This window comes from Rhodothermaceae bacterium, assembly GCA_009838195.1.
Taxonomy (GTDB): Bacteria; Bacteroidota; Rhodothermia; order Rhodothermales; family Bin80; genus Bin80.
In genome coordinates, this window is the sequence record VXSC01000048.1 from 1 (window position 1) to 19,904 (window position 19,904).

Here is a 19,904-nt window from a genome sequence, read left to right on the forward strand (position 1 = left end):
TCTCCAAATATACGAACGGGAAAGCTAACAAACAAAAAACTGAGTACTACACGGACAAACCCAAAAAAATCTACCCACAACGCACGGAAACAAAGGGTTTGAACCTCAAAAAAACGAAACCGCCGAAGTCAGGATGAATCGTGCGGTGCCGCCGTGCGGATGAAGGCCAAAAACGCGACCATGTACGGGTCGTTTCGGCGGGAACCGGCTCCATTTCACGGCGGCGCATCGCGCCCGGACACACCTCGTCTACGGAAGGGGGGACTCTACCTGACAACAAGTTCAAGGAACACCTCAGCGGGGGAGTCCGACATCAGAAGTCGGGGATCACATACCATCGCAACGGTTGAAAATGATCCCAAAACCGCTGCCACATCGGCTCTGCGGACTTGGCGATAGAAAATATTGCATAGCGACCATGGCGTGCGAGCGTTGCGCCGATCTTCAGCAGATACAGGCGAAAGGAATGAAGATGCAGACGAGGTGCTTCGGCCTCGACCGGGTCCGGGGGCGCGGGGGCCTCCCCCGTTGCAGACGCCCCCATTGTGGGCACCAACTCCCCGGATTCGTCCAACCGCGACTCCGAGGGCGCGGGGACCTGTCGATCCGCCTGCGGTGCCGCCTCCATTGGCGGTGCAGCCGCATGAAAGAGTTCCCGTGCGATGTGAAGAAGCTGGTAGGTCAGAAGGTAGAGAAACAGACGTACGATATTTTCGGGACGGATTGGCGCAGCGTCCGCATCGTTGTGGGACAGCGGCGGTCGCTCAATCGGGGTCTCGCGGTAATGCGACTTCGGTCGTGGAGACGAAGAAAGCGACCACGTACTCACCGCCTTGATCTCGCCCTGATGCATCTCGGCCTTCCCTCGCCGACGGTACGTTGTCGCCAACTCCTGTCCCGTTGACTGCGTGGGGGAAAGATTCGTGATCAAAAAATAGAATCGGTCAAATAATTCCATGGGACGCGGCCGCACCACCGGGATCACCCGACGCGGACACTCCCACGACTGCGCTTGATAGCGCAATTCGTGGTACGTCGTCTCCAACGCGCGATGGGTCAGATACGGGGCCGCCATCCGTTCCAGTACCGAATTCTTTTTCAGACGCATCAGATAGTGGATCCCTTCGTTCTCCAACCGTGTATACAGGGCACCACTGTTGAAGCCCGCATCCATTCGAATCCGGACGCGTTCGGCTGCATGCTTTTTGACCGCATCATGGTGGGACACAATGAAGTCCGCGCAATCGGTGACTTCGCGCTGCGTGCCCGGACGCAACTGGGCGCCCAGCACATCTCCACTCTCTGCGCAGGTTGCAAACAACGGCAAGAAAATCGTATCCTTGTAATGCCCGTTATACGCGCTTCCAGACTGGGTGCCGTGGACCTCGATCGGCATCGCATCCACATCAATGACCACTTCATCGAGGCGGTTCCCCCCGTTGCGGACCCGCAGATGCTCGATGGACAGCTTCTGAAGCGCGGCCTCCAAGACGGCGCGGTTCTCCTTGATGCCAAGGATCCCCAACCGGCGCGACAAGGTTGACTGCGAGGCCATGGGACGATCTGAATTGACCACCCCATCCCCGCGTTGCAAACTCGTGGCCGCACCAAATACAGGATCCGTACGCAATGGCTCCGCCCACAAACCATCCCACCCCTGGATCAACTGCAGCTGTCCCTGCAACAGCAACGCCCCCAACGGGTGCTTGACGCGATCGGGATTCCGGGGATCGGACAACCGATCCGTCAAACATTCAAGAATCCCCGTTCGATCCATCACCGACCGCATCAGCAACATACCCGCATCCGAACTCGTCTGGTGGCGACTGTCCGCTTTCACTAGGATTGAACGGTTAAAAGGAAGAGAAAAAAGAGGCTCCGTTGTCGAGGTCATTCGTTCACCTTCAGGGTGAAAATTAGTTTAGACACTCGAACGCCTCCTAGCCCAAAGGATCCAAAAATAAAATCCGCACCCCATGCAGCATAAACCCACAAAAACAAGACATTCTACCCTTCCAAGAAACCCGCTCCGAAAAGACTCAAGCGCGTTGTGGTGAATATTAGGGGGATAGCTACATTCAAGCTTGCCTTACCAGAAGCTCTGGTCTTCCCGCTCACTCACATACCCGACACAGTATTCTGCCATCCTTCGAATTAAATCCTCCATAAGGGGCTCATCATAGGGGATCTGTAGGCTGTACTTTGTGGTTTTGTAGTTTGCCAGTTCCTCATGGAAAGGCGCGAGACATGCACTGTGCGGCGAAAAATTTATGTGCGATTTATGCGTAGAGTAGGCAAACAAGAAACGGGGCTCCACGAAGAAGGGGGTCCCCCATTTGATTACCTCTTGGGCTTCTGGGACAACACTTCGAAGAATTTTACGAAGCTTGTGTAAATGTGGCAGTGCTTCATTCGGAGCTGCCGAAATATATTTCTCGACCGTGCTGGGTCGCTGTCTTTTGGCCATGTGCTTGATTGATGATCTTCTGAGAAGGATAGATCTATTAAGTCTTCATTGGGATATAAAGAATTATGTTGTGATGAATCCCGTACCGAACTATGTGATGCATTTATCCCGTCGTGGCTGAATGATAAGGATTGGAAGCCATTCTCACAGTTTTAGAATAAAAAGAGGAGGTGCACAGACCTAATGATTCGAACGGGTTGATCCCGGCCCAGCGTTGGGCATACTACAAAGCCAGAATGTTGGAGCTAAAAGGAGTAACCCAACACGTTTCAAGGTTGCAGGGTGTACATGATCTTGTATCTTTCAGGATATGCAAATACAATGGGCTCGTTTTCCAAGGACCGCAATTCCTGCAGTCCTCTCTTTGATGCACTCCAGGGAGACTATTTAAACCCATCGAGAGTACACGTAATTCATTCATCCGGTCAATGAATTTTCAATCGAAAGAGCAGTTTGATGCGATCGTAGTTGGTTCTGGGATGTCGGGTGGGTTCGCCATGATGGAGCTTTGCCGACTCGGTCTAAAGACACTGGTTTTGGAACGGGGGCGACTCGTCAGGCACATCGAGGATTATATCACGGAGCATAAACATTCATGGGAATTACCGCACCGGGGCAGAGTACCCCCGGCTACGGCTCGCGAACACTACCCGATACAACGCAAAACCTACGTGTTTTCCGAGAGTACGCGCCATTTTTTTATGCGTGATTCGGAACATCCTTATGTTCAAGAGGAACCCTATACATGGATTCAGGCGAATGTAGTCGGCGGCCGATCCTTAATGTGGGCACGGCAGAGCTATCGACTCAGCCCTATGGATTTTCTGGCAAATCTTGAGGATGGAAATGGGGTTGATTGGCCGATACGGTATGAAGACTTGGCACCATGGTATGATCATGTGGAGAGAACGATTGGTGTGAGCGGGCAGGCAGAAGGGTTGCCTCATTTACCGGATGGGATTTTTCAGAAACCTATGGAGATGAATGTGGTGGAGCGGATGCTGAAAACACGTATAGAGGCGCACTTCCCGGAACGCATGGTTACTATCGGAAGAACAGCTACTCTCACGGAAGCTTTAGGAAATCGTCTGGCCTGTCATTATTGTGGTCCATGTGAACGAGGTTGCTCCACCAGTTCCTACTACAGTACGGTGAGCGTTGCACTCCCTAAAGCACAGGCGACTGGGAACCTCACGCTCCAACCCGACAGTTTGGTATGTCAGGTGAATTATGATGAAACGACTGGTCGGGCTACGGGCGTAGATGCAATCGATCAAAAGACTGGAGAGCGGAGGACATTCAATGCACGTGTGATCTTTTTATGTGCATCCTCAATGAATACGGCACGCATTATGTTGCTTTCCAGAAGTCGCAGTTTCCCCAATGGGATTGCAAATACCAGTGGAGTCTTGGGGCATTACCTCATGGATCATCATTATCATGTCGGGGCGAATGCGGTATTTGAAGGATATGAGGACCGATATTATCAGGGCAATCGCCCCAATGGAATCTACATCCCAAGGTTTCGGAACTTGGGGCCTCAGACGCATCATCCTGCATTTGTGCGCGGATACGGATTCCAGGGTTCAGCGAGCCGACAGGGGTGGGGGCGCGGTCATAGTATGACTGGTTTTGGAGCGGAATTCAAGCATCGGCTTCGCAGACCAGGGAATTGGAGTGCGGGATTGAGTGGATTTGGTGAAACCCTGCCACGCTATGATAACTATTGTGAGTTGGATGCAATCAAGCGAGATCAATGGGGGCTGCCTGTACTCCGGTTCCACGTAACCCGGGATGACAATGATCGAGCAATGCGTAAGGATATGATGGAGACAGCTGCAGAGATGCTGGAAGCCAGTGGAGCCAAAGAGGTCACTCCCTACGACACATGGCAGGATGCACCGGGTCTCGGGAATCACGAAATGGGAGCCGCCCGAATGGGGCGCGACCCCGAAACCAGTGTACTGAATGCATACAATCAGTGTCACGATGTCCCTAACCTGTTTGTGACCGACGGTGCATGTATGACATCCTCAGCCTGCCAAAACCCTTCGCTTACCTATATGGCCCTGACTGCGCGTGCCTGTGATTATGCGGTAAGGCAGCTGAAAAAGGGGCTGTTGTAAATGAATCCTTGAACATGGCACCCTATAAAGTCATTGCCTGCATGCTGTCAGAAGATGTGATGGAGCGTCTTCGGGGTCGTTATTCTGTTTCGGTGCGACATCTGAGAGCGTTCATTCCCGATGAGGATCTGCGTGAGGCACATGCAGTTGTAACAACACCGTACGACCGGATTGATGCCGTATTCCTTGATCGCGCCCCCAACCTCAAAATCATAGCGCAGTTTGGAGTTGGGACCGATAATATTGACCTTGAAGCGGCACAAGCACGGGGGGTCGTTGTCACACATACTCCTGGGGTCGTCGTATCCGCGACCGCTGAGATGGCTCTTGCGCTGATGTTGATGGTGTCCCGCCGATTTAAAGAAGCGGAAGGAATCCTTGGCCGGGGACCGGAAGCAATGCCACTTGGATTTGAGCTATCCGGTAAAACACTCGGTATCATTGGCATGGGCCAGATCGGTGCTGCTGTTGCACGCCGGGCACATGCATTCGGGATGAAAATTTATTATGCCAATCGCAGGCGGGCCAATCCGACGATTGAGCGTGAAACTACTGCCGCACGACGCACACAGGAGGAGCTGTTCGAGATTAGTGATGTACTCTCCCTGCATTGCAATCTCAATGCAGATAGTCGCCATTTAGTTCATGCAGCTTCATTTGAGCGTATGAAGAACTCCGCCGTCCTTATCAACACAGCACGCGCTGAAGTCGTTGATGAGGTCGCTTTGGCACATGCTTTGACATCGGGACAGATCTGGGGGGCGGGATTGGACGTATTTAGTTCAGATCTCCCCGAAGTGATCCGTTGCCACCCGAGGGTGGTACTGACTCCACACTCGGGAACAGCGACAACGCAAACACGTGAAGCAATGTCAAACTTGGTAGTTGATTCTATTGCTGCCTGTCTAACACAAGATGATCGGATCCCGAATCGCAAAATTTGAAATACTGGTTTGTTGGCTTGTGATTTTTTGCATCCCGTCAGGAGTTACCTGGGGACAAGCAGATACGCTGGATGTTGCGGGTATCTTGGAATATCTCTCGGAAGGAGATGCAGAGGCACTAGTGAGTCATGCAGAGGGTTATTTGGAACTTGCACTGTTGGAGCAACCCCGTCGCTATACCCGCTCCCAGGCGCTCTATGTTTTAGAAAAGTTTTTTCGTCAATATTCGCCTGACGGATTCAGACTTGACCACAGTATGACGCAGGGCGAAGAATGGTGGCTTACAGGATCCTATTCCGTACGCGATGAGCGTCAGGGCCTCCGCTTCTATCTGCGTTTTGGGGGAATTTTTCCAGAGTACAGACTCATGGCAATACAAGTTATCCGTTCCTGATGCAGGTCCTGTCGCGACACAGGGGTTTTGTTGGGATTGCAGTTGTATTTCTGTTGGTGATTCTGTTGGCCTGGGTTGGTCAGCAGGTGCATGTTGGGCTTGTGGGGCAGGGGAGTGAACTGCGTCAACAGGAAGCGGTCACTGCTTCGAGAGAACTGATTGAGTCTGAATTCGCGAATACTCAGAAAGCAATGAAGGTCATTGCTTCTGAAGCGGTTCGGCTGACTTCAAATCATACGTTACCGCTGGAGAGAATCCCTTCTGCCACACTGATTCAAGAGTTGGAGAGTATTCGACTTCCGGATCAATGGTCCTTGTCCATTTATGACATGGAGATGCGGCTGATTGCATGGCAGGGGGAGAGCATCCCATTGGTGGAAGAGCCACCAGTGAATCATGCCGACTGGAGGATTATAAGGGATGATGACTGGCGCACAGCACTGGTTCTCTGGGAGCCGCTCATTGTAGGGGATGCGATGATTGGTAAGATACGTGTGACACAGAATCTCTTTTCAAGGGCTCCCGTACATAATTCGGTCCTGGAAGATTATGATGTTGTAGATACGTGGAGGCGTCGCGCGAGATTGGACATTCAAGTGGCTTATGGGGATACGATTGGGGAAAATCTACTTCAATCTCTGGACGGGAAGCCGCTTGGGACCTACGTCATTACGCCGCCTTCTGAGGCCAAATTGATCGCTGCAACAGCGGTATTTTACGGCAACCTGATGGCCTTAGGTGGGACATTGTTGGTTTTGTGGTTTCTATGGGGAATTTGGCGATGGTGTCACGCGAACTTGAGCTTGACTCGCCTAGTAATCTTTGCAGCCGCACTGGGGCTGGGCCGTTTTATTTGGCTATACCTGGAAGTACCAGCAAGGTATCAGACAGGTAAGGCTCCGCTGAGTCCACTGTTCGATCCTGTACATCTGGCCTCCACACTGGGAGGTGGACTCATGCGCACAACGGGGGACCTGTTCATCAGTTCGTTGTGTGTTTTCATTTTGGGCGTGGCAGCGCTCCGATATGCCCACGCATGTTCGAAGCCGCCTAACAATCATCAGGGCATTGTATGGATCCGTTTAGGAATTGGGATCTTAGCCGGCTTGACACTGGCCTCAGTTTTGGTGGCTGTCTTGCATGCCAGCGTATTGGATTCTACACTCAGCTATATAGGGCGCAGTGAGTTAGTTCCAAGCTCTCTGGAATTGGTTGTGTATGCGTCTCTGGTTCTTTTGGCATTGGGGATTGTTCTGATCGTGTCTGCCAGTCTCACCACGGGTTTCAAAATGAAGCCAAGTCGTATTTGCCTGGGGGTTTCAGGTGCAGTAACGGTGGTGATGGTGATGGTATTGGACTGGCTTCAATGGAGTCCCTGGATATTCAGTTTGAGTTTGATGATTGCATGCCTGTACACTGCCGTGTGGGGCACGAAAGCGGATATATATCTTTGGCTTGCAGCCAGACGGGCAGTCCCTGCCGCATTGGCACTTTGTTTGTTGCTGTACCCGGTGTACTACGATGCCCTGAACCAACGTAAGCAGAACCGCGTTGCGCATGCGGTGTCCACCTTTGATCAGGCGGGTAGTCCAGAAGTATCTCTGGCGGTTCGTGAAGTGGTAGAGGAAGCGCTACGGAATCCTCGAATTCATGAACTGCTTGTGTCCGGGGGAGATCTTGAGGTGGAAGCAGACAGGTTACTGAGTGGATCTCTTCTTTCTTTGCTTGGGGCATATGATGCCAGTGTAACCTTTTTGTCCGCTACCGGTGAAGAGCTACACAGTAGCGGCAGTGCCGCATTATCTTCCGAGGCCACTCAGGACCTACTGATAGAATTAAGTACGGGAATTGAATTACAGGCCAGTAATTATACATTTGTTGAACCTCAATCAACGGGCGCTGCCCGATACCAATACGCAGGACTTGCCGCAATTGGAGAGGGTTGGGTTCTGGTTCGGGCACAACCGCATATCGTGCCCGAAGAGGCGAACACCCCGCTTTTGCGAATCCTGTCAGCTTCGGGTTCCCCCGACCTATACGAAGATTTGTCTCTGGCTTCCTATCGTAGTGGGCGGTTGGTGCACACGTTCGGGGATCGGTTTTCCAAATATCAACTAGATCCTGAAGTTGCCTCGGACGTAACCCGGAATGGATCATTATGGAGGCAAGGATCTGCGGGAGAGAGTAGCAGATACCTCACCTATTATCTCCGCAGAGACGATCATGTTGTCGCAGCACGAATGACCATTGATGGAGCGTTTGATCATCTTTACTATCTCCTTCGGCTGGTTGTTGGCGGGTTGATCCTGTGCATTCCATTTTGCACGTTCGGGTATGTGATACAGTGGAAGACCGGCCTCATCCCCCGGGCGCGTCTGAGATATCAAGACAAGGTGATGAATGCGTTCCTCTTACTTGGAGTCATTGCTGTCATCCCAGTTGGGATTGCCGGATACAATGTAGTTACGGAAGAAAATGAGAAAGCGCTTCAAAGTTGGCTCCGCCAACATCTGGAGCGTGTTGAGTCAACACTGGCACCTGAAGGGAGGATCGGAGAAAATAGTGTAGCAGCTCTTGAGCGCAGCAATATTGATTCTTTATCTGCCCGTGTTGGATTGGATCTGAATCTTTATCGTGGTACACGGCTTGTCGCAGCAAGCCGCCGTCAATTGATTGATGATCGTATCGTGGATGTACGGCTCCCAGCAGAGGTTTTTAGTGCTATTTATGGGGGTGCGGAGCGGTTTACTTTCGTGGATCACAAACTAGGTGAGTTTGAGTACACGGCGGGCTATCGTGCCATTTTGGATTCAAATGGAAATCCTGCGTACGTTCTGTCCGTGCCTACTCTGCCGGAAGCGGAGCGGATTGAAGAAGAGCGTGCGCGAACGCTCGCGTATCTGTTTGGCGCAATGCTGGGTTTGGGAATTCTGGTAATGTTCACTGGATCCGTGCTTGCTCGTGCACTTGCTCGGCCGATTGCAAGGCTGCAGCAGGGACTGGAAGAGGCTGCGCAGGGAAAATTTGAACGAGTACTGCCGGTGGAGTCACGCGACGAGGTCGGGGCACTGGTCAATACTTTTAATACGATGCAGGGGCAACTTTCAGATAGCAGGCAGAAGTTGGCCAGACAACAGCGCCAGTTAGCCTGGAGAGAGATGGCTCGCCAGATCGCCCACGAAATTAAAAATCCACTTACGCCGATGAAGCTGTCAATCCAGCATTTACAGCGCTCACTCGGAGACAAGGATCCCTCCCGGTTCAAAAAGCAGTTCCAGCGTACGACCGCTACGCTCATTGCACAGATTGACTCATTGGCCCATATTGCCAACGAATTTTCCTCTTTTGCCCGGTTACCCAGACGGAAAGTAGTAACATTGGACTTGCGCAAGGTGATGAGCGAAGCGCATGCTCTCATGCAGGCGGAGGCATCTGCTGCAGTGACGCTGGACTTACAACTTCCTGACATCCCACTGACCGTTCAAGGAGATCCGAACGAGTTGCGCCGCACCTATATCAACCTGGTCAAGAACGCATTGGAGGCAGTGAGTGGTCAGGATCAGAGAAGGGTACGTGTCACGGCCAAAGTGAAGGCAGATAAGATCATTACCGAAGTGATTGACAACGGCAGTGGGATCCCGCTGGAGGTGCAGGACCGGATCTACGAGCCCAGTTTCTCAACGAAAACAAGTGGGGCAGGGCTGGGGCTTGCCATCGCAAAGCAAGCGGTTGAGCTTTCTGGAGGGCAGATCAGCTTCACCACAGAACTGGGGCAGGGGACCACAATGCAGATTACTCTACCACTATATCCAGATGGAGCGTAGCAGGGCTCTTCTCAGGCAGTTTCACCAGAAAAGTCACGGAAACCAAAGTAGTGTAGAACATACTTGATTTTAGCAGCCTTGCCGGCTCCAAAACCTGGCATCGCCTTGATCCGCCGTTCAATTACTTCGATGGTTGCTCCATCGTTCCACAGACCTTCCGGCTTGCCATCATAGTTATCCACGAGGAAGCGTGCAACCTTCCGTGTCGTATCCGCCATCTTATTAGAGAAGCGGTGCACTGCGGGTGATTCTGCGAACGTTACTCGTAGTGCTTCCTCATTCATATCCGCAATGATAGCCAGGTCAAGATGCCCGAGGCGGTCATGTAGGCGCTTTGCTCCGGTAAAGGCAACTTCAGCACGTACACGCTGATCGAAGAGCAGACCCAGGATTGCTGCGGTAGGGCTTGCAGCAATGAAGGCATCTTCATCTTTATCTCCCGTGAGAGTTCCAGAGTCCACAAACCGTTCCAGCATTCGTCCCAATCCTCCGCCTACGGTGCTAAAGTCAATCGTTTGAAAGTGCATGTTGTTTTAGATATTGCTTTTTTTATGCCACGAGGTGCCACTTGGGCCGTCCTTAATTTCAATGTTCATCGCGAGTAGTTCATCACGAATTCTGTCAGCTGTAGAAAAGTCGCGCGCTTTTCGTGCAGCTGTACGTGCTTGGATCAGCTGTTCAATCACGTTTGTTTGTGGATCCGATGACAATTCTTGTTCGAGATTCTCGCTGGCTGCTGAGACCCCATTTTGGGCCGTACCCTGAAGCTCTGCAGTTTGAGGTACAATACCCAACAAGTCTGAAACCTCTTTCATGAACTGATAGCTTCGGGTGCCGAGTTCATTCTTGTGCTTTCGGATTGTACGCACGCCGTCTAACGCCTGAGCAATTGCAGCAGGCGTATTTAGATCGTCAAGTAATGCATTCAGAACGGCTTGGCGTCTGCTTTCAAGGCTTTCCGCAACGACAGCTGCATCTTTTGTGCCGCGGTCGTGTGCCTCTTTCACCATTTCAAAGGCTTCTTGAAACCGTTTTACATGTCGTTCGCTGTCCCGAAGTGTTGCAAAAGTGAAGTTAAAGGGCTTACGGTATTGTCCGCTGATCAGTGCGAGGCGCACTGCGAGCGGGGGAACACCACGCTCATGTACTAGGTTTTTGACAGTGAGAAAATTCCCAAGTCGCTTGGCCATTTTTTTCCCTTCTACCTGAAGGAAGCGCGTGTGCACCCAATGTCTGGAGAATGTACGTCCAGTCAATGCTTCTGCCTGGGCAATCTCGCATTCGTGATGCGGGAAAATCAGATCTTCTCCCCCGGTATGCAGGTCAATTTCATCTCCAAGGTAGGCCTGTGCCATGACTGAGCACTCGATATGCCATCCGGGGAATCCCCATCCCCATGGACTGTACCATTGCATCAGATGTTCTGCATCTTTTTTCCATAGTGCAAAATCGCGCGGATCTTTTTTTTCGGGATCTACGACCACATCACGTACCGCAAGTTCCAGTGCTTCTGCAGCCTTATTGCCGGAAAGTTTTCCGTAGTCCGGGAAGCTTTCAACTGAGAAGTACACACCGGATGATGTTTGGTACGCAGTTCCGCAGGATAAAAGTCTCTCGATAGTTTGGATCTGCTCCCGGATATGTTCGGTCGCCCGAGGCTGGACATCCGGCTCCAACAGATTCAGCGTCTGCCAGTCAGATTGAAGGGCAGACGAGTAGTGGCGGCTCAGGTCCCATACGTTTGCGAACCGGTTCCCCTCGGAGGATCGCAGTGCACGAGCCATCCGGTCTTCCCCGGAGGAGTCCATGGTGTCGTCATTGGTGAGATGCCCCACGTCGGTGATATTCGTGACATAGGTTGTCTTCCAGCCAAGTGCCCGAGCAGTTCGCAAAATAAGGTCTGCGGTCAGAAAAGACCGGAAGTTGCCGATATGTGCATAGGAATAGACTGTTGGGCCGCAGCTGTAGAAGCGTAAATGATCGGGTTCAATCAGAGACAGAGGCTCAACCTTGCCGGTAAGGGTGTTGAAAAGTCGGAATTCTCGGTTCATTAGGACACGCCGAAGGCACTGCTCTAACGTAATTGCGGCCTCTGTGTGCCACTCAGGGCCGCCTCAATACCATGGTTAAGAATCATTTGCAGGCTGGTTTGCACGGCTCCAGTAAACCTTGGTAGATCATTCAGTGAGATTCCCCATAGACTCTGATCGGACAAAACCTCCTGCACAAAGCCTGGAATCAAGCGATCTTCTACTGGCCACCAATCTCGAAATTGCTCTGCATGATCATCATGAATGGGATGCAGAGTGTCTTGGAATCGACTGTAGATCGTGCCATCAGACTCCGAAAATCCCCGCATGAATCGAAGCCATGCTGCAAAGCCTAGTGCGATATGACCGGGAGCGGGTCCAGCAGGATACATCTCATAATAATTCACAAGGGTTGGTACAGCCCGGTGTCGAAGTTTTGTTGTTGTTTGAAGAGTAATGTCAATCAGACGGTGGTGCATGTAAGGATTTTGCCATCGCTGGAGTACCTTATCAATGTATGGGGCCACGGTAGCAGGATCGACTGGCAATACGGGACCAATCTCATCTCGTAGAAGTGACTCGATAAATTTGCTGACTGCCGGATGAGTCATGCTATCCAGTACGGTTTCACATCCTGCCAAAAGCCCTACAGGTACAGAGAGCGTATGCCCCCCGTTGAGCAAGCGGATTTTTCTCGTTCGATAAGGGGAGATATCCGGGGCGATAACGACGCCATCAGCACCCTTGGAAAAGCCCAGTTTATCATGCAGAGTCTCGTCTCCCTGAATAGCCCAGAGCCGGTACGGTTCACAGACCGTAAGAAGCTCATCCTTGTAGCCGAGGCGGGAGTATGCAACCTCCAGTTCAGTCTTTCCAGGCAATCCAGGTACAATGCGATCCACTAGGGTGTTGCAGAATAGGATCGAATGCTGAAGCCAATCGGCGAAGCGTGCTTCCAGACTCCAGCGCTGTGCCTGTTCGATTACCAGGTCACGTAGCAGGTCTCCATTGTTATCAATCAACTCACAGGGCAGGACGGTCACACGACTTGAATTCGCATAATCAAAAAATTCTGCACGCGTATATAGCAGAGCACAAAGTCGTCCGGGGAAGGACTGTGGGGAGGACTGCAGATCATTGTTCTGGAGAGAGAGGCCGATTTCCGTCGTGTTGGAAAGGATGGTTTCCAGATGAGGGCTTTTTGCAACAGCGAGCACTTCGTCCCAGTGGTGACTGGCAGACAGGGCGCGGCTCACGGAGGTTACCGAATGAAATTCATCAATCAATTCGCCCTTCCAACGCCCGCGAGTCCATAGGGTGTAGCGTCCTTTTTGATCGTTCAACAGTTCAGCACGGCCGCTGGGGGTTGAGGCAACCATTACGATACGGCCATCATAGGCTCTGGACTTACGAGCCTCGTCAACCAAGCAATCTGCAAAGGCTCTTAAGAAACGACCGGTTCCGAACTGGAGTATTTTCTCTGCCACGTTACGTTCTTCTTGGTTATTCGAGGAAAAGATCAGGTAACCACAGGCTCAAGCCAGGGAAGTAGGTGACCACCATAAGTGCCACGATCATTGCAATGAAGAAGGGTAGAAGTGGACGGGTTACATCTGAGATTCTAGTCCCTGCCACCCCGACACCAACAAAAAGCACACTTCCCACCGGTGGTGTACATAGTCCGATACAGAGATTCAGAACGATGATGATTCCAAAATGAATGGGATCAATTCCCAATGTGGTCGCAATTGGCAGGAAGATGGGAGTAAAGATGAGCACAGCGGGCGTGATATCCATAAAAATGCCCACGCACAGCAGGATCACATTGATGAGCAGTAGAATGACAATCCCGTTATCGGTTAAGGCCAAGAGCGATTCTGTGAGCTGTTGTGGAATATTGACGTAGGCCATGATCCATGACATGCCAACTGAGGTTGCAACGAGAAGTAGGACAACAGCCGTTGTGCCGCTGGCATCAATGAAGATTTGAGGAAGGTCCCGAAAGGTGATTTCCCGGTAAATCAGAGCAAGGATCAACGCATACAGTACGGCGACAGCTGCCGCTTCTGTAGCGGTAAAGAAGCCAGCGACAATGCCACCCATGACGACCACGAGTAGGGTTAGGCTAGGGATTGCGTCTAAAAATCGCCACAAAACTGTTCTAATCCCAGAAGTTTGCGCAGCACCGTATCCTCGTCGAAGCGCAATGATCGCAGCAACCGCCATCAGCGAGAGTCCGACCAGGATTCCCGGGAGATAACCGGCCAGAAACAATGCCGCGATGGAGACACCTCCACTGGCAAGTGAATACACAATCAGGATATTGCTGGGGGGAATCAAGAGTCCTGTGGTAGCCGAGGTAATATTCACGGCAGCAGTATAGTTGCGATCATATTGATCCTTCTCCATTTGAGGGGTCATGATTCCGCCGACTGCAGAGGCGGCTGCCACAGCGGATCCAGAGATAGCTCCGAAGAGCATAGATGCTAGGATATTCACGTGCGCAAGTGCTCCAGGCAAAAGACCAAGAAGAGCGCGTGCAAAATCAATAAGTCTTCGAGCCATCCCGCCCCGGTTCATGATCTGACCAGCTAGAATGAAGAACGGGATCGCCAGTAAAGCAAAGCTGTCTAACCCTGTCGCGATGCGTTGTGCTTGTGTCGTGAGTGAGGGCCATGTTCCCATGGTGACCAGCATGGTAGCCAGAGTTGCAAGCCCAATACTGTAGGCAATCGGAACCCCAATCAGGAGCAGTCCCACAAAGGAGACTACAAGTACGACAATTTCAACGGTTTCCATTACGAAGTTCGTTTACCTCGTCCATGAGGTCCAGGATTGCGTACCAGGCAATGAATAACCCACTGAGCGGGACTGCGAGATACACGTATCCAAGCGGTAACTGCAGGCTGGCGGATGTCTGACCAAGTGTGAGCATGACCCACACCAGCCGCAGTCCTCCGGCAAATAGGGCGGCTAATGCAAAAATGAGCACGAAGGATTCAATCACGATGCGTAGAATATGTGCACGATTCCCTGTGAGCTTTCCCGGTAAGAGATCAACGCTGAGATGCATTCGACGACCCGCAGCGTAGGCGGCACCGATGAGTCCCACCCAAATCATCAGATACCGTGCCACCTCCTCTGTCCATGAACTGGGATCTCCCAAAATAAAACGTGTGAACACCTGCCAGAGCACATCCAGGACCAGCACGGCCATGAGTAACGCAACAAGTGTCGATAGAGACCGATCCAGTACTTTTCGAGTGTGAGTCATGCAGTATTGGAGGTTGTCATTCAGAGGAGAGGGAATCATTCGAGCAGTTTCCCAGCGAATCACAAGGTACGGTCGCACGGATTTGTTTAATCAAGGTGAAGATTTCGGGCGTATCTCGGTACTCGTCATATAGGGGTAATACTCGTTCCACGAAGGGTTCTTTGTTAGGATAGATAACTTCCACGCCAGCTTCCTGTACTTTTTGTAAGGCTTCGTCAGTCGCTGCCTTCCAAAGCTTTTTTTGGTATTCAGCAGACTCATCTACTGCTTGTTGGACCCAAGATTGTTGTTGCAGATTCAGGCGTTCCCATATGATGGTACTGATTAACAATACGTCGGGGAGCCCAGTATGCTCATCGAGGGAATAATATTTGCATACTTCATAGTGCCTGGACGTGTAGAACGAGGGCGGATTATTTTCTGCACCATCAACCACACCCTGTTGAAGTGCAGTGTAGAGTTCTCCCCATGCGATCGGAGTTGCAGATCCTCCCAGGCTGTTGACCATTTTCACCTGTGTTGTACTCTCAAGCGTACGAATTTTTAGCCCTTCTAGGTCGCTGGGCGAGTAGATCGGTCGGTCTTTAGTATAGAAGCTTCGGCTTCCAGCGTCGTAATAAGTGAGACCCCGCAACCAATACCGCTCACTTGACAACAGGATTTTTCGCCCAACTTCTCCTTCGAGGACGTTATAGCGGTGAATTTCGTTACGAAATAAGTACGGTAAGCTGAGTACTTTGTATTCCGGTGCAAACCCCTCAAGTACCGCCGAAGCAACCTTTGTCATACCCAAGCTCCCGAGTTGCAGAAGTTCTAGGAGCTGGCGCTCCGTGCCTAGCTGCTGGCTTGGATAGATTTGGATCTGCAGAGTACCACCTGACAAGCTATCCAATCTCTCTTGCATGAAGACCATGGCATGGTGGACGGGGTGATTGGTGTCAAGTCCATGACCGAGTTTGATGACTTCCACAGTCCCCGTTTGGGCACAGCCGGCTGAAATGAAAAGCATAAAAATTGTGATTCGTCCCAACATCGGTTCTCGTATCAAGTACACGTTACTGTGTTCTATTCTATTTTACATTTTTTCACAACGACCGAAGGTGACAGACAAATATGATGCTCTTGCAAACCCTCCTCCAATCTGAAAAATGTCGTCCTGGACACTCCTTGGGCGATGTCCGTCTCCAAACGAAGGGGTTTTGCAAGAGGATCATATGAATTCAGTTCATCTCTGAAATAATACCATCTTTGTCTATCTTGGGACGCGCTCATACGGAAAGGCCTAGAGTGAATTGAAAATTTACAAAGCGTGAAGGATCAATCCTAATTATATGGTGAAAAACCGTATTCTACGGTGCAATTTACTCTATGATGGTTAGGTGTGGATTGCAAAGGTTCTTGAGAAGCAGCCGGAGAGAATTTTCCTTGAACTTCGGAGATGGATGTGTATCTTGAGTGCACACGGAGTGTTGTAGTCAGTGCGCGCAATGACACGACAGGAGATGAGAATAATCACAATCCTACCTCTGTTCACGCTCGTGTTCAGCGCATCTTTGGCTGAGCAGCGGGAGCCGATTTGGACGGCCCAAGTGACAGGGCGCTCAGATCAAGTTAATTCCGTGTCTTTTTCCCCAGATGGGACTATCTTAGCTTCGGGGGCAGATGATTGGCGCGTCCGTCTGTGGGATATCAGTTCGGGGCAGGAATTGGAATACTTCATGAGACATATGGCTCCGGTTACTTCGGTGGCATTTTCTCCAGACGGAACTCAGTTAGCCTCTTCGTCAGGTATTGGTCGTTTGAAAAATGGGCGTAGAAGTACAGATCAGTACGATGTTCTATTGTGGGATATAGCCACAGGGAAAGAGCTGCAACGCTTTATGATACCCGGAGCTTTTTCTGGGAGAGGGATTTCTCTGGCGTTTTCTCCAGACGGATCCCAGTTGGCCTGCGGGTCAGAGGATGGGGGAATCTACTTGTGGGATATATCTTCAGGACAAATGCTGCATACGATGCCAGCATTTTTCTGGTTCGCTTCTTCCGTAGCATTTTCTCCAGATGGGGCGCAGGTGGTTTCTGGAGGTTGGGGAGGCACGATACCCAGTATTAGTTTCTGGGATGTGGCTACTGGTGAGAAAGTTCGCAGCTTCACACACACAGGGGGTAGACAAAGTTATGTGTATTCAATGACGTTTTCTCCAGATTGGACTCAGTTAGCTTCTGGCTCGGGTAACTATTTTATTAATAGCGAATTTGACGACCACAGTATCCGTCTGTGGGATGTGGCTACGGGAACCGAATTGAGACGAATCATTGGGCATTCAGGCTCTGTTTCTTCTGTAGATTTCTCGCCAGACGGGAATCGATTGGTTTCAGGGTCCGAGGACTCAACTGTTCGCATTTGGGATGTAGAAACAGGACAAGAATCTGGTCATCTAAACCATGGTTCCAGTGTTTCTTCTATAGATCTTTCGAGTGATGGTCAATATTTAGCATCAGCTGGTGGGAATGAGATCAAATTATGGGACTGGGATGCCGTAGGCACTATGGTGAAGGAGGAATTTCCAAGTACAGAAAGCTCATTGACCTATTATCCCAATCCCGCCGCTGCATTCGTTACCATTGAATATTCATTATTGAATGCGGGTCATGTACAACTTTCGGTGCATGACCTTCTTGGGCGTGAGGTCAAAACGGTGATAAATACGATTCAGGAGGCGGGTTCGCACAGATTTCAGATAACAACCGATCAGCTTCCGAGTGGAATGTACCTTCTGCAATTTATTTCAGGCGAGGTACACACTGCACACCCGTTGATTGTGCACCGATATTGGACAAATTAGGTTTGTATAGCCAAGGTTTCAGGATGATTGTTTCGTGGATTTCCAAGATCAGAGTAGAATAACTTGCTTGGGTACAGCAATGATAACTACTTCCCTTGGTTTATCCTCTGAAAAGGAAGATAGTGACCGGTCTAGTAACGCTAATTTTCTATGTATGTCCTATTGAGTCAAGTGCTTTTACTGAATTAGACAGAAGGCTCTCTTGCATATCGGTCCACGATGAGTTTTTCCGTGTTTTCTTTTATGAGACTCTTGTACTTGCATGATCAATTGTGGCTGTGGTTGCGTGATTTAATCGAGGCGGTAAAGCAGGCTACGATATTACTTCCAGACCACTGACGATTTATGAGAGAATTTCTTGACGAGAATTTTTTACTTCGCAATAACGCAGCGGAAATACTTTATCACGAGTACGCCGCAGAGATGCCGATTATTGATTATCACTGTCATTTGCCGGCAGAAGACATTGCGATAGACCGGAGATTTCCAAATCTAACGCATGCGTGGCTAGAGGGGGATCATTATAAGTGGCGTGCAATGCGCATGAATGGCGTTCATGAAGACTATTGCACTGGCCCTGCATCGGACTGGGAAAAATTTGATGCCTGGGCACGCACTGTCCCCTACACGATCATGAATCCACTGTATCACTGGACACATCTAGAATTACGGAGATATTTTGGGATTCAAACTCTATTGGAATCCTCGTCATCTGAAAAAATCTATGACCAATGCACAGAGCTCTTGCAAACCTCAGAGTACAGCTGTCGTGCATTATTGAATCGAATGAACGTACATGTTGTGTGCACGACCAACGATCCGACTGAGGATCTTTCTGCGCATGCTGTGATTGCTCAGCAGAGTCAGAGACCGGTGGTTGTACCTGGATTTCGGGCCGATAAGGCATCTCAGATTCGCGATCCACTAGTGTGGTGTGAGTATATCATTGCCCTCGGCGAGGTTGCAAATCTGAGTATCACTTCCCCAGAGGATCTATTGGAAGCATTGCAATTGAGGCACGATTTTTTTGCCGAAAACGGGTGCATGGTCAGCGATCATGGGGAGGAAGAGTTGTTTGCTGAAAACTATACATCTGCGGATATTCAGCGAATTTTCGACCGTACGCTGAAGCAAGTTCATCCGTCAGACTCAGAGATCGCTGTATTTAAGAGTTGGTTGCTGTACGAACTGGCAAAGATGGACCATGCGGCCGGATGGACCCAGCAATTCCACCTTTCTGCTTTGCGGAACAACAATTGCCGTGTTCCTCGGCCAGACAGCGGCTACGATTCGATTGGCGATTTTGCAATCGCGAAGGGTATTTCCCGCTTTCTAGACCGGCTTCACGCAACCGGTCAATTGGCCAGGACCATTCTATATTCGGTGAACCCAACTCACAACGAGGTTTTGGCCTCCATGTGTGGTAATTTCTGTGAACATCCCATCGCTGGGAAAATTCAGTTTGGGACCGCGTGGTGGTTTATGGATCAGATTGACGGGATGGAACGCCAGTTAACAGCATTTGCAAACATGGGGTTGCTAAGCCATTTCGTTGGCATGCTTACCGACTCCAGAAGCTTCTTGTCTTTCCCGAGGCACGAGTACTTCCGCCGCATTCTCTGCAGCATGATCGGAGTACAGGTTCACAATGGTGAGCTTCCGTATGATTTGCCTTGGTTGGGGAAAATCTTGCAGGATATCTGCTATAATAACGCCCGCGATTTTTTCCGTTTTCCTCTTCCAAAGGAGGTGAAGTTGAACCTGTGACATGTTGGGTCCCTGACAGGTGATCTGTTTCTGGATCCGCAATTCTTCTTCAGGGTACATATTCAACGGCAAAAAAACAACATCATCAGATGAATTCCGAACGAGAAATTTTTGCAGTGGGTTACAGATTAAAGGCAGTTGCGAGGAGTACTCAGATCTGTGCTTCGTAAGATACCTCGACCTGACTTCGGCGGTTACCTCGCGTACAGGGGTACTGGGTCGGGATTTTTGGAAA

At 50.6% G+C, this 19,904-nt stretch carries 15 protein-coding genes; 7 read left to right on the plus strand and 8 right to left on the minus strand.

The genetic code is table 11. The features are described 5' to 3' along the window. Positions 1 to 140: 140 nt before the first annotated feature. Positions 141 to 350, plus strand: coding sequence for a hypothetical protein (locus F4Y64_11720; protein ID MXX98265.1), 210 nt, complete (start codon positions 141 to 143; stop codon positions 348 to 350). Here the strand turns inward: F4Y64_11720 and F4Y64_11725 are convergent. Beyond that, positions 314 to 1,894, minus strand: a complete 1,581-nt coding sequence (locus tag F4Y64_11725) for an IS1380 family transposase (protein MXX98266.1) — start codon at positions 1,892 to 1,894, stop codon at positions 314 to 316. The genes F4Y64_11720 and F4Y64_11725 overlap by 37 nt on opposite strands. Positions 1,895 to 2,089: 195 nt before the next feature. Continuing rightward, on the minus strand, positions 2,090 to 2,467 hold the full coding sequence (locus F4Y64_11730; GenBank protein ID MXX98267.1) for a DUF1801 domain-containing protein: 378 nt from the start codon (positions 2,465 to 2,467) through the stop codon (positions 2,090 to 2,092). Positions 2,468 to 2,895: 428 nt separating this feature from the next. Here F4Y64_11730 and F4Y64_11735 point away from each other — a divergent pair, with 428 nt between their 5' ends. The 4 genes from F4Y64_11735 to F4Y64_11750 are packed head-to-tail and all read left to right on the plus strand — an operon-like array spanning position 2,896 to position 9,755. Next, positions 2,896 to 4,593, plus strand: a complete 1,698-nt coding sequence (locus F4Y64_11735) for a GMC family oxidoreductase (GenBank protein MXX98268.1) — start codon at positions 2,896 to 2,898, stop codon at positions 4,591 to 4,593. Positions 4,594 to 4,607: 14 nt separating this feature from the next. Continuing rightward, positions 4,608 to 5,537: a D-glycerate dehydrogenase gene (locus F4Y64_11740; GenBank protein ID MXX98269.1), complete on the plus strand. Its 930-nt coding sequence runs from the start codon at positions 4,608 to 4,610 to the stop codon at positions 5,535 to 5,537. Then, positions 5,509 to 5,931, plus strand: a complete 423-nt coding sequence (locus F4Y64_11745) for a DUF4783 domain-containing protein (GenBank protein MXX98270.1) — start codon at positions 5,509 to 5,511, stop codon at positions 5,929 to 5,931. Before F4Y64_11740 ends, F4Y64_11745 begins: the two co-directional genes overlap by 29 nt. Beyond that, a complete protein-coding gene (locus F4Y64_11750; GenBank protein ID MXX98271.1) occupies positions 5,931 to 9,755 on the plus strand; it encodes a HAMP domain-containing protein in 3,825 nt (1,274 codons plus the stop codon). Before F4Y64_11745 ends, F4Y64_11750 begins: the two co-directional genes overlap by 1 nt. Positions 9,756 to 9,766: 11 nt before the next feature. Here the strand turns inward: F4Y64_11750 and F4Y64_11755 are convergent, their stop codons facing one another. Genes F4Y64_11755 through F4Y64_11780 form a run of 6 tightly spaced genes read right to left on the minus strand, consistent with a single transcriptional unit; the run spans position 9,767 to position 16,092 of the window. Next, positions 9,767 to 10,282: a hypothetical protein gene (locus tag F4Y64_11755; protein MXX98272.1), complete on the minus strand. Its 516-nt coding sequence runs from the start codon at positions 10,280 to 10,282 to the stop codon at positions 9,767 to 9,769. Positions 10,283 to 10,288: 6 nt separating this feature from the next. Next, the gene (locus tag F4Y64_11760) at positions 10,289 to 11,806 is read right to left on the minus strand and encodes a cysteine--tRNA ligase (GenBank protein MXX98273.1); all 1,518 of its coding nucleotides are present in this window, start codon (positions 11,804 to 11,806) and stop codon (positions 10,289 to 10,291) included. A gap of 23 nt (positions 11,807 to 11,829) precedes the next feature. Continuing rightward, positions 11,830 to 13,308: a tagaturonate reductase gene (locus tag F4Y64_11765; protein ID MXX98274.1), complete on the minus strand. Its 1,479-nt coding sequence runs from the start codon at positions 13,306 to 13,308 to the stop codon at positions 11,830 to 11,832. Then, positions 13,289 to 14,584: a TRAP transporter large permease subunit gene (locus F4Y64_11770; protein MXX98275.1), complete on the minus strand. Its 1,296-nt coding sequence runs from the start codon at positions 14,582 to 14,584 to the stop codon at positions 13,289 to 13,291. Before F4Y64_11770 ends, F4Y64_11765 begins: the two co-directional genes overlap by 20 nt. Further along, positions 14,571 to 15,059 carry a TRAP transporter small permease gene (locus F4Y64_11775; GenBank protein ID MXX98276.1) on the minus strand — a complete coding sequence of 163 codons (489 nt, stop codon included), beginning with the start codon at positions 15,057 to 15,059 and terminating at the stop codon, positions 14,571 to 14,573. The genes F4Y64_11770 and F4Y64_11775 overlap by 14 nt, the downstream gene beginning before the upstream one ends. Before the next feature lie 16 nt (positions 15,060 to 15,075). Continuing rightward, positions 15,076 to 16,092, minus strand: a complete 1,017-nt coding sequence (locus F4Y64_11780; GenBank protein ID MXX98277.1) for a TRAP transporter substrate-binding protein — start codon at positions 16,090 to 16,092, stop codon at positions 15,076 to 15,078. A gap of 454 nt (positions 16,093 to 16,546) precedes the next feature. Between F4Y64_11780 and F4Y64_11785 the strand changes: the two genes are divergently transcribed. Together F4Y64_11785 and uxaC are read left to right on the plus strand one after the other, a co-directional pair. After that, entirely contained in the window at positions 16,547 to 17,902 is a 1,356-nt protein-coding gene (locus F4Y64_11785) for a T9SS type A sorting domain-containing protein (GenBank protein ID MXX98278.1), read from the plus strand. Positions 17,903 to 18,247: 345 nt separating this feature from the next. Then, on the plus strand, positions 18,248 to 19,669 hold the full coding sequence (uxaC, locus tag F4Y64_11790; GenBank protein ID MXX98279.1) for a glucuronate isomerase: 1,422 nt from the start codon (positions 18,248 to 18,250) through the stop codon (positions 19,667 to 19,669). Positions 19,670 to 19,904 lie beyond the last annotated feature (235 nt).

What these genes read in the sequence shown, in the direction of transcription:
- F4Y64_11735 (MXX98268.1), top strand. Translation starts at nt 2,896, where the DNA reads ATGAATTTTCAATCGAAAGAGCAGTTTGATGCGATCGTAGTTGGTTCT.
- F4Y64_11750 (MXX98271.1), top strand. Translation starts at nt 5,931, where the DNA reads ATGCAGGTCCTGTCGCGACACAGGGGTTTTGTTGGGATTGCAGTTGTA.
- F4Y64_11785 (MXX98278.1), top strand. Translation starts at nt 16,547, where the DNA reads ATGACACGACAGGAGATGAGAATAATCACAATCCTACCTCTGTTCACG.
- F4Y64_11775 (MXX98276.1), bottom strand. Translation starts at nt 15,059, where the DNA reads ATGACTCACACTCGAAAAGTACTGGATCGGTCTCTATCGACACTTGTT.
- uxaC (MXX98279.1), top strand. Translation starts at nt 18,248, where the DNA reads ATGAGAGAATTTCTTGACGAGAATTTTTTACTTCGCAATAACGCAGCG.
- F4Y64_11740 (MXX98269.1), top strand. Translation starts at nt 4,608, where the DNA reads ATGGCACCCTATAAAGTCATTGCCTGCATGCTGTCAGAAGATGTGATG.
- F4Y64_11770 (MXX98275.1), bottom strand. Translation starts at nt 14,584, where the DNA reads ATGGAAACCGTTGAAATTGTCGTACTTGTAGTCTCCTTTGTGGGACTG.
- F4Y64_11730 (MXX98267.1), bottom strand. Translation starts at nt 2,467, where the DNA reads ATGGCCAAAAGACAGCGACCCAGCACGGTCGAGAAATATATTTCGGCA.
- F4Y64_11745 (MXX98270.1), top strand. Translation starts at nt 5,509, where the DNA reads ATGATCGGATCCCGAATCGCAAAATTTGAAATACTGGTTTGTTGGCTT.
- F4Y64_11780 (MXX98277.1), bottom strand. Translation starts at nt 16,092, where the DNA reads ATGTTGGGACGAATCACAATTTTTATGCTTTTCATTTCAGCCGGCTGT.
- F4Y64_11760 (MXX98273.1), bottom strand. Translation starts at nt 11,806, where the DNA reads ATGAACCGAGAATTCCGACTTTTCAACACCCTTACCGGCAAGGTTGAG.
- F4Y64_11755 (MXX98272.1), bottom strand. Translation starts at nt 10,282, where the DNA reads ATGCACTTTCAAACGATTGACTTTAGCACCGTAGGCGGAGGATTGGGA.
- F4Y64_11725 (MXX98266.1), bottom strand. Translation starts at nt 1,894, where the DNA reads ATGACCTCGACAACGGAGCCTCTTTTTTCTCTTCCTTTTAACCGTTCA.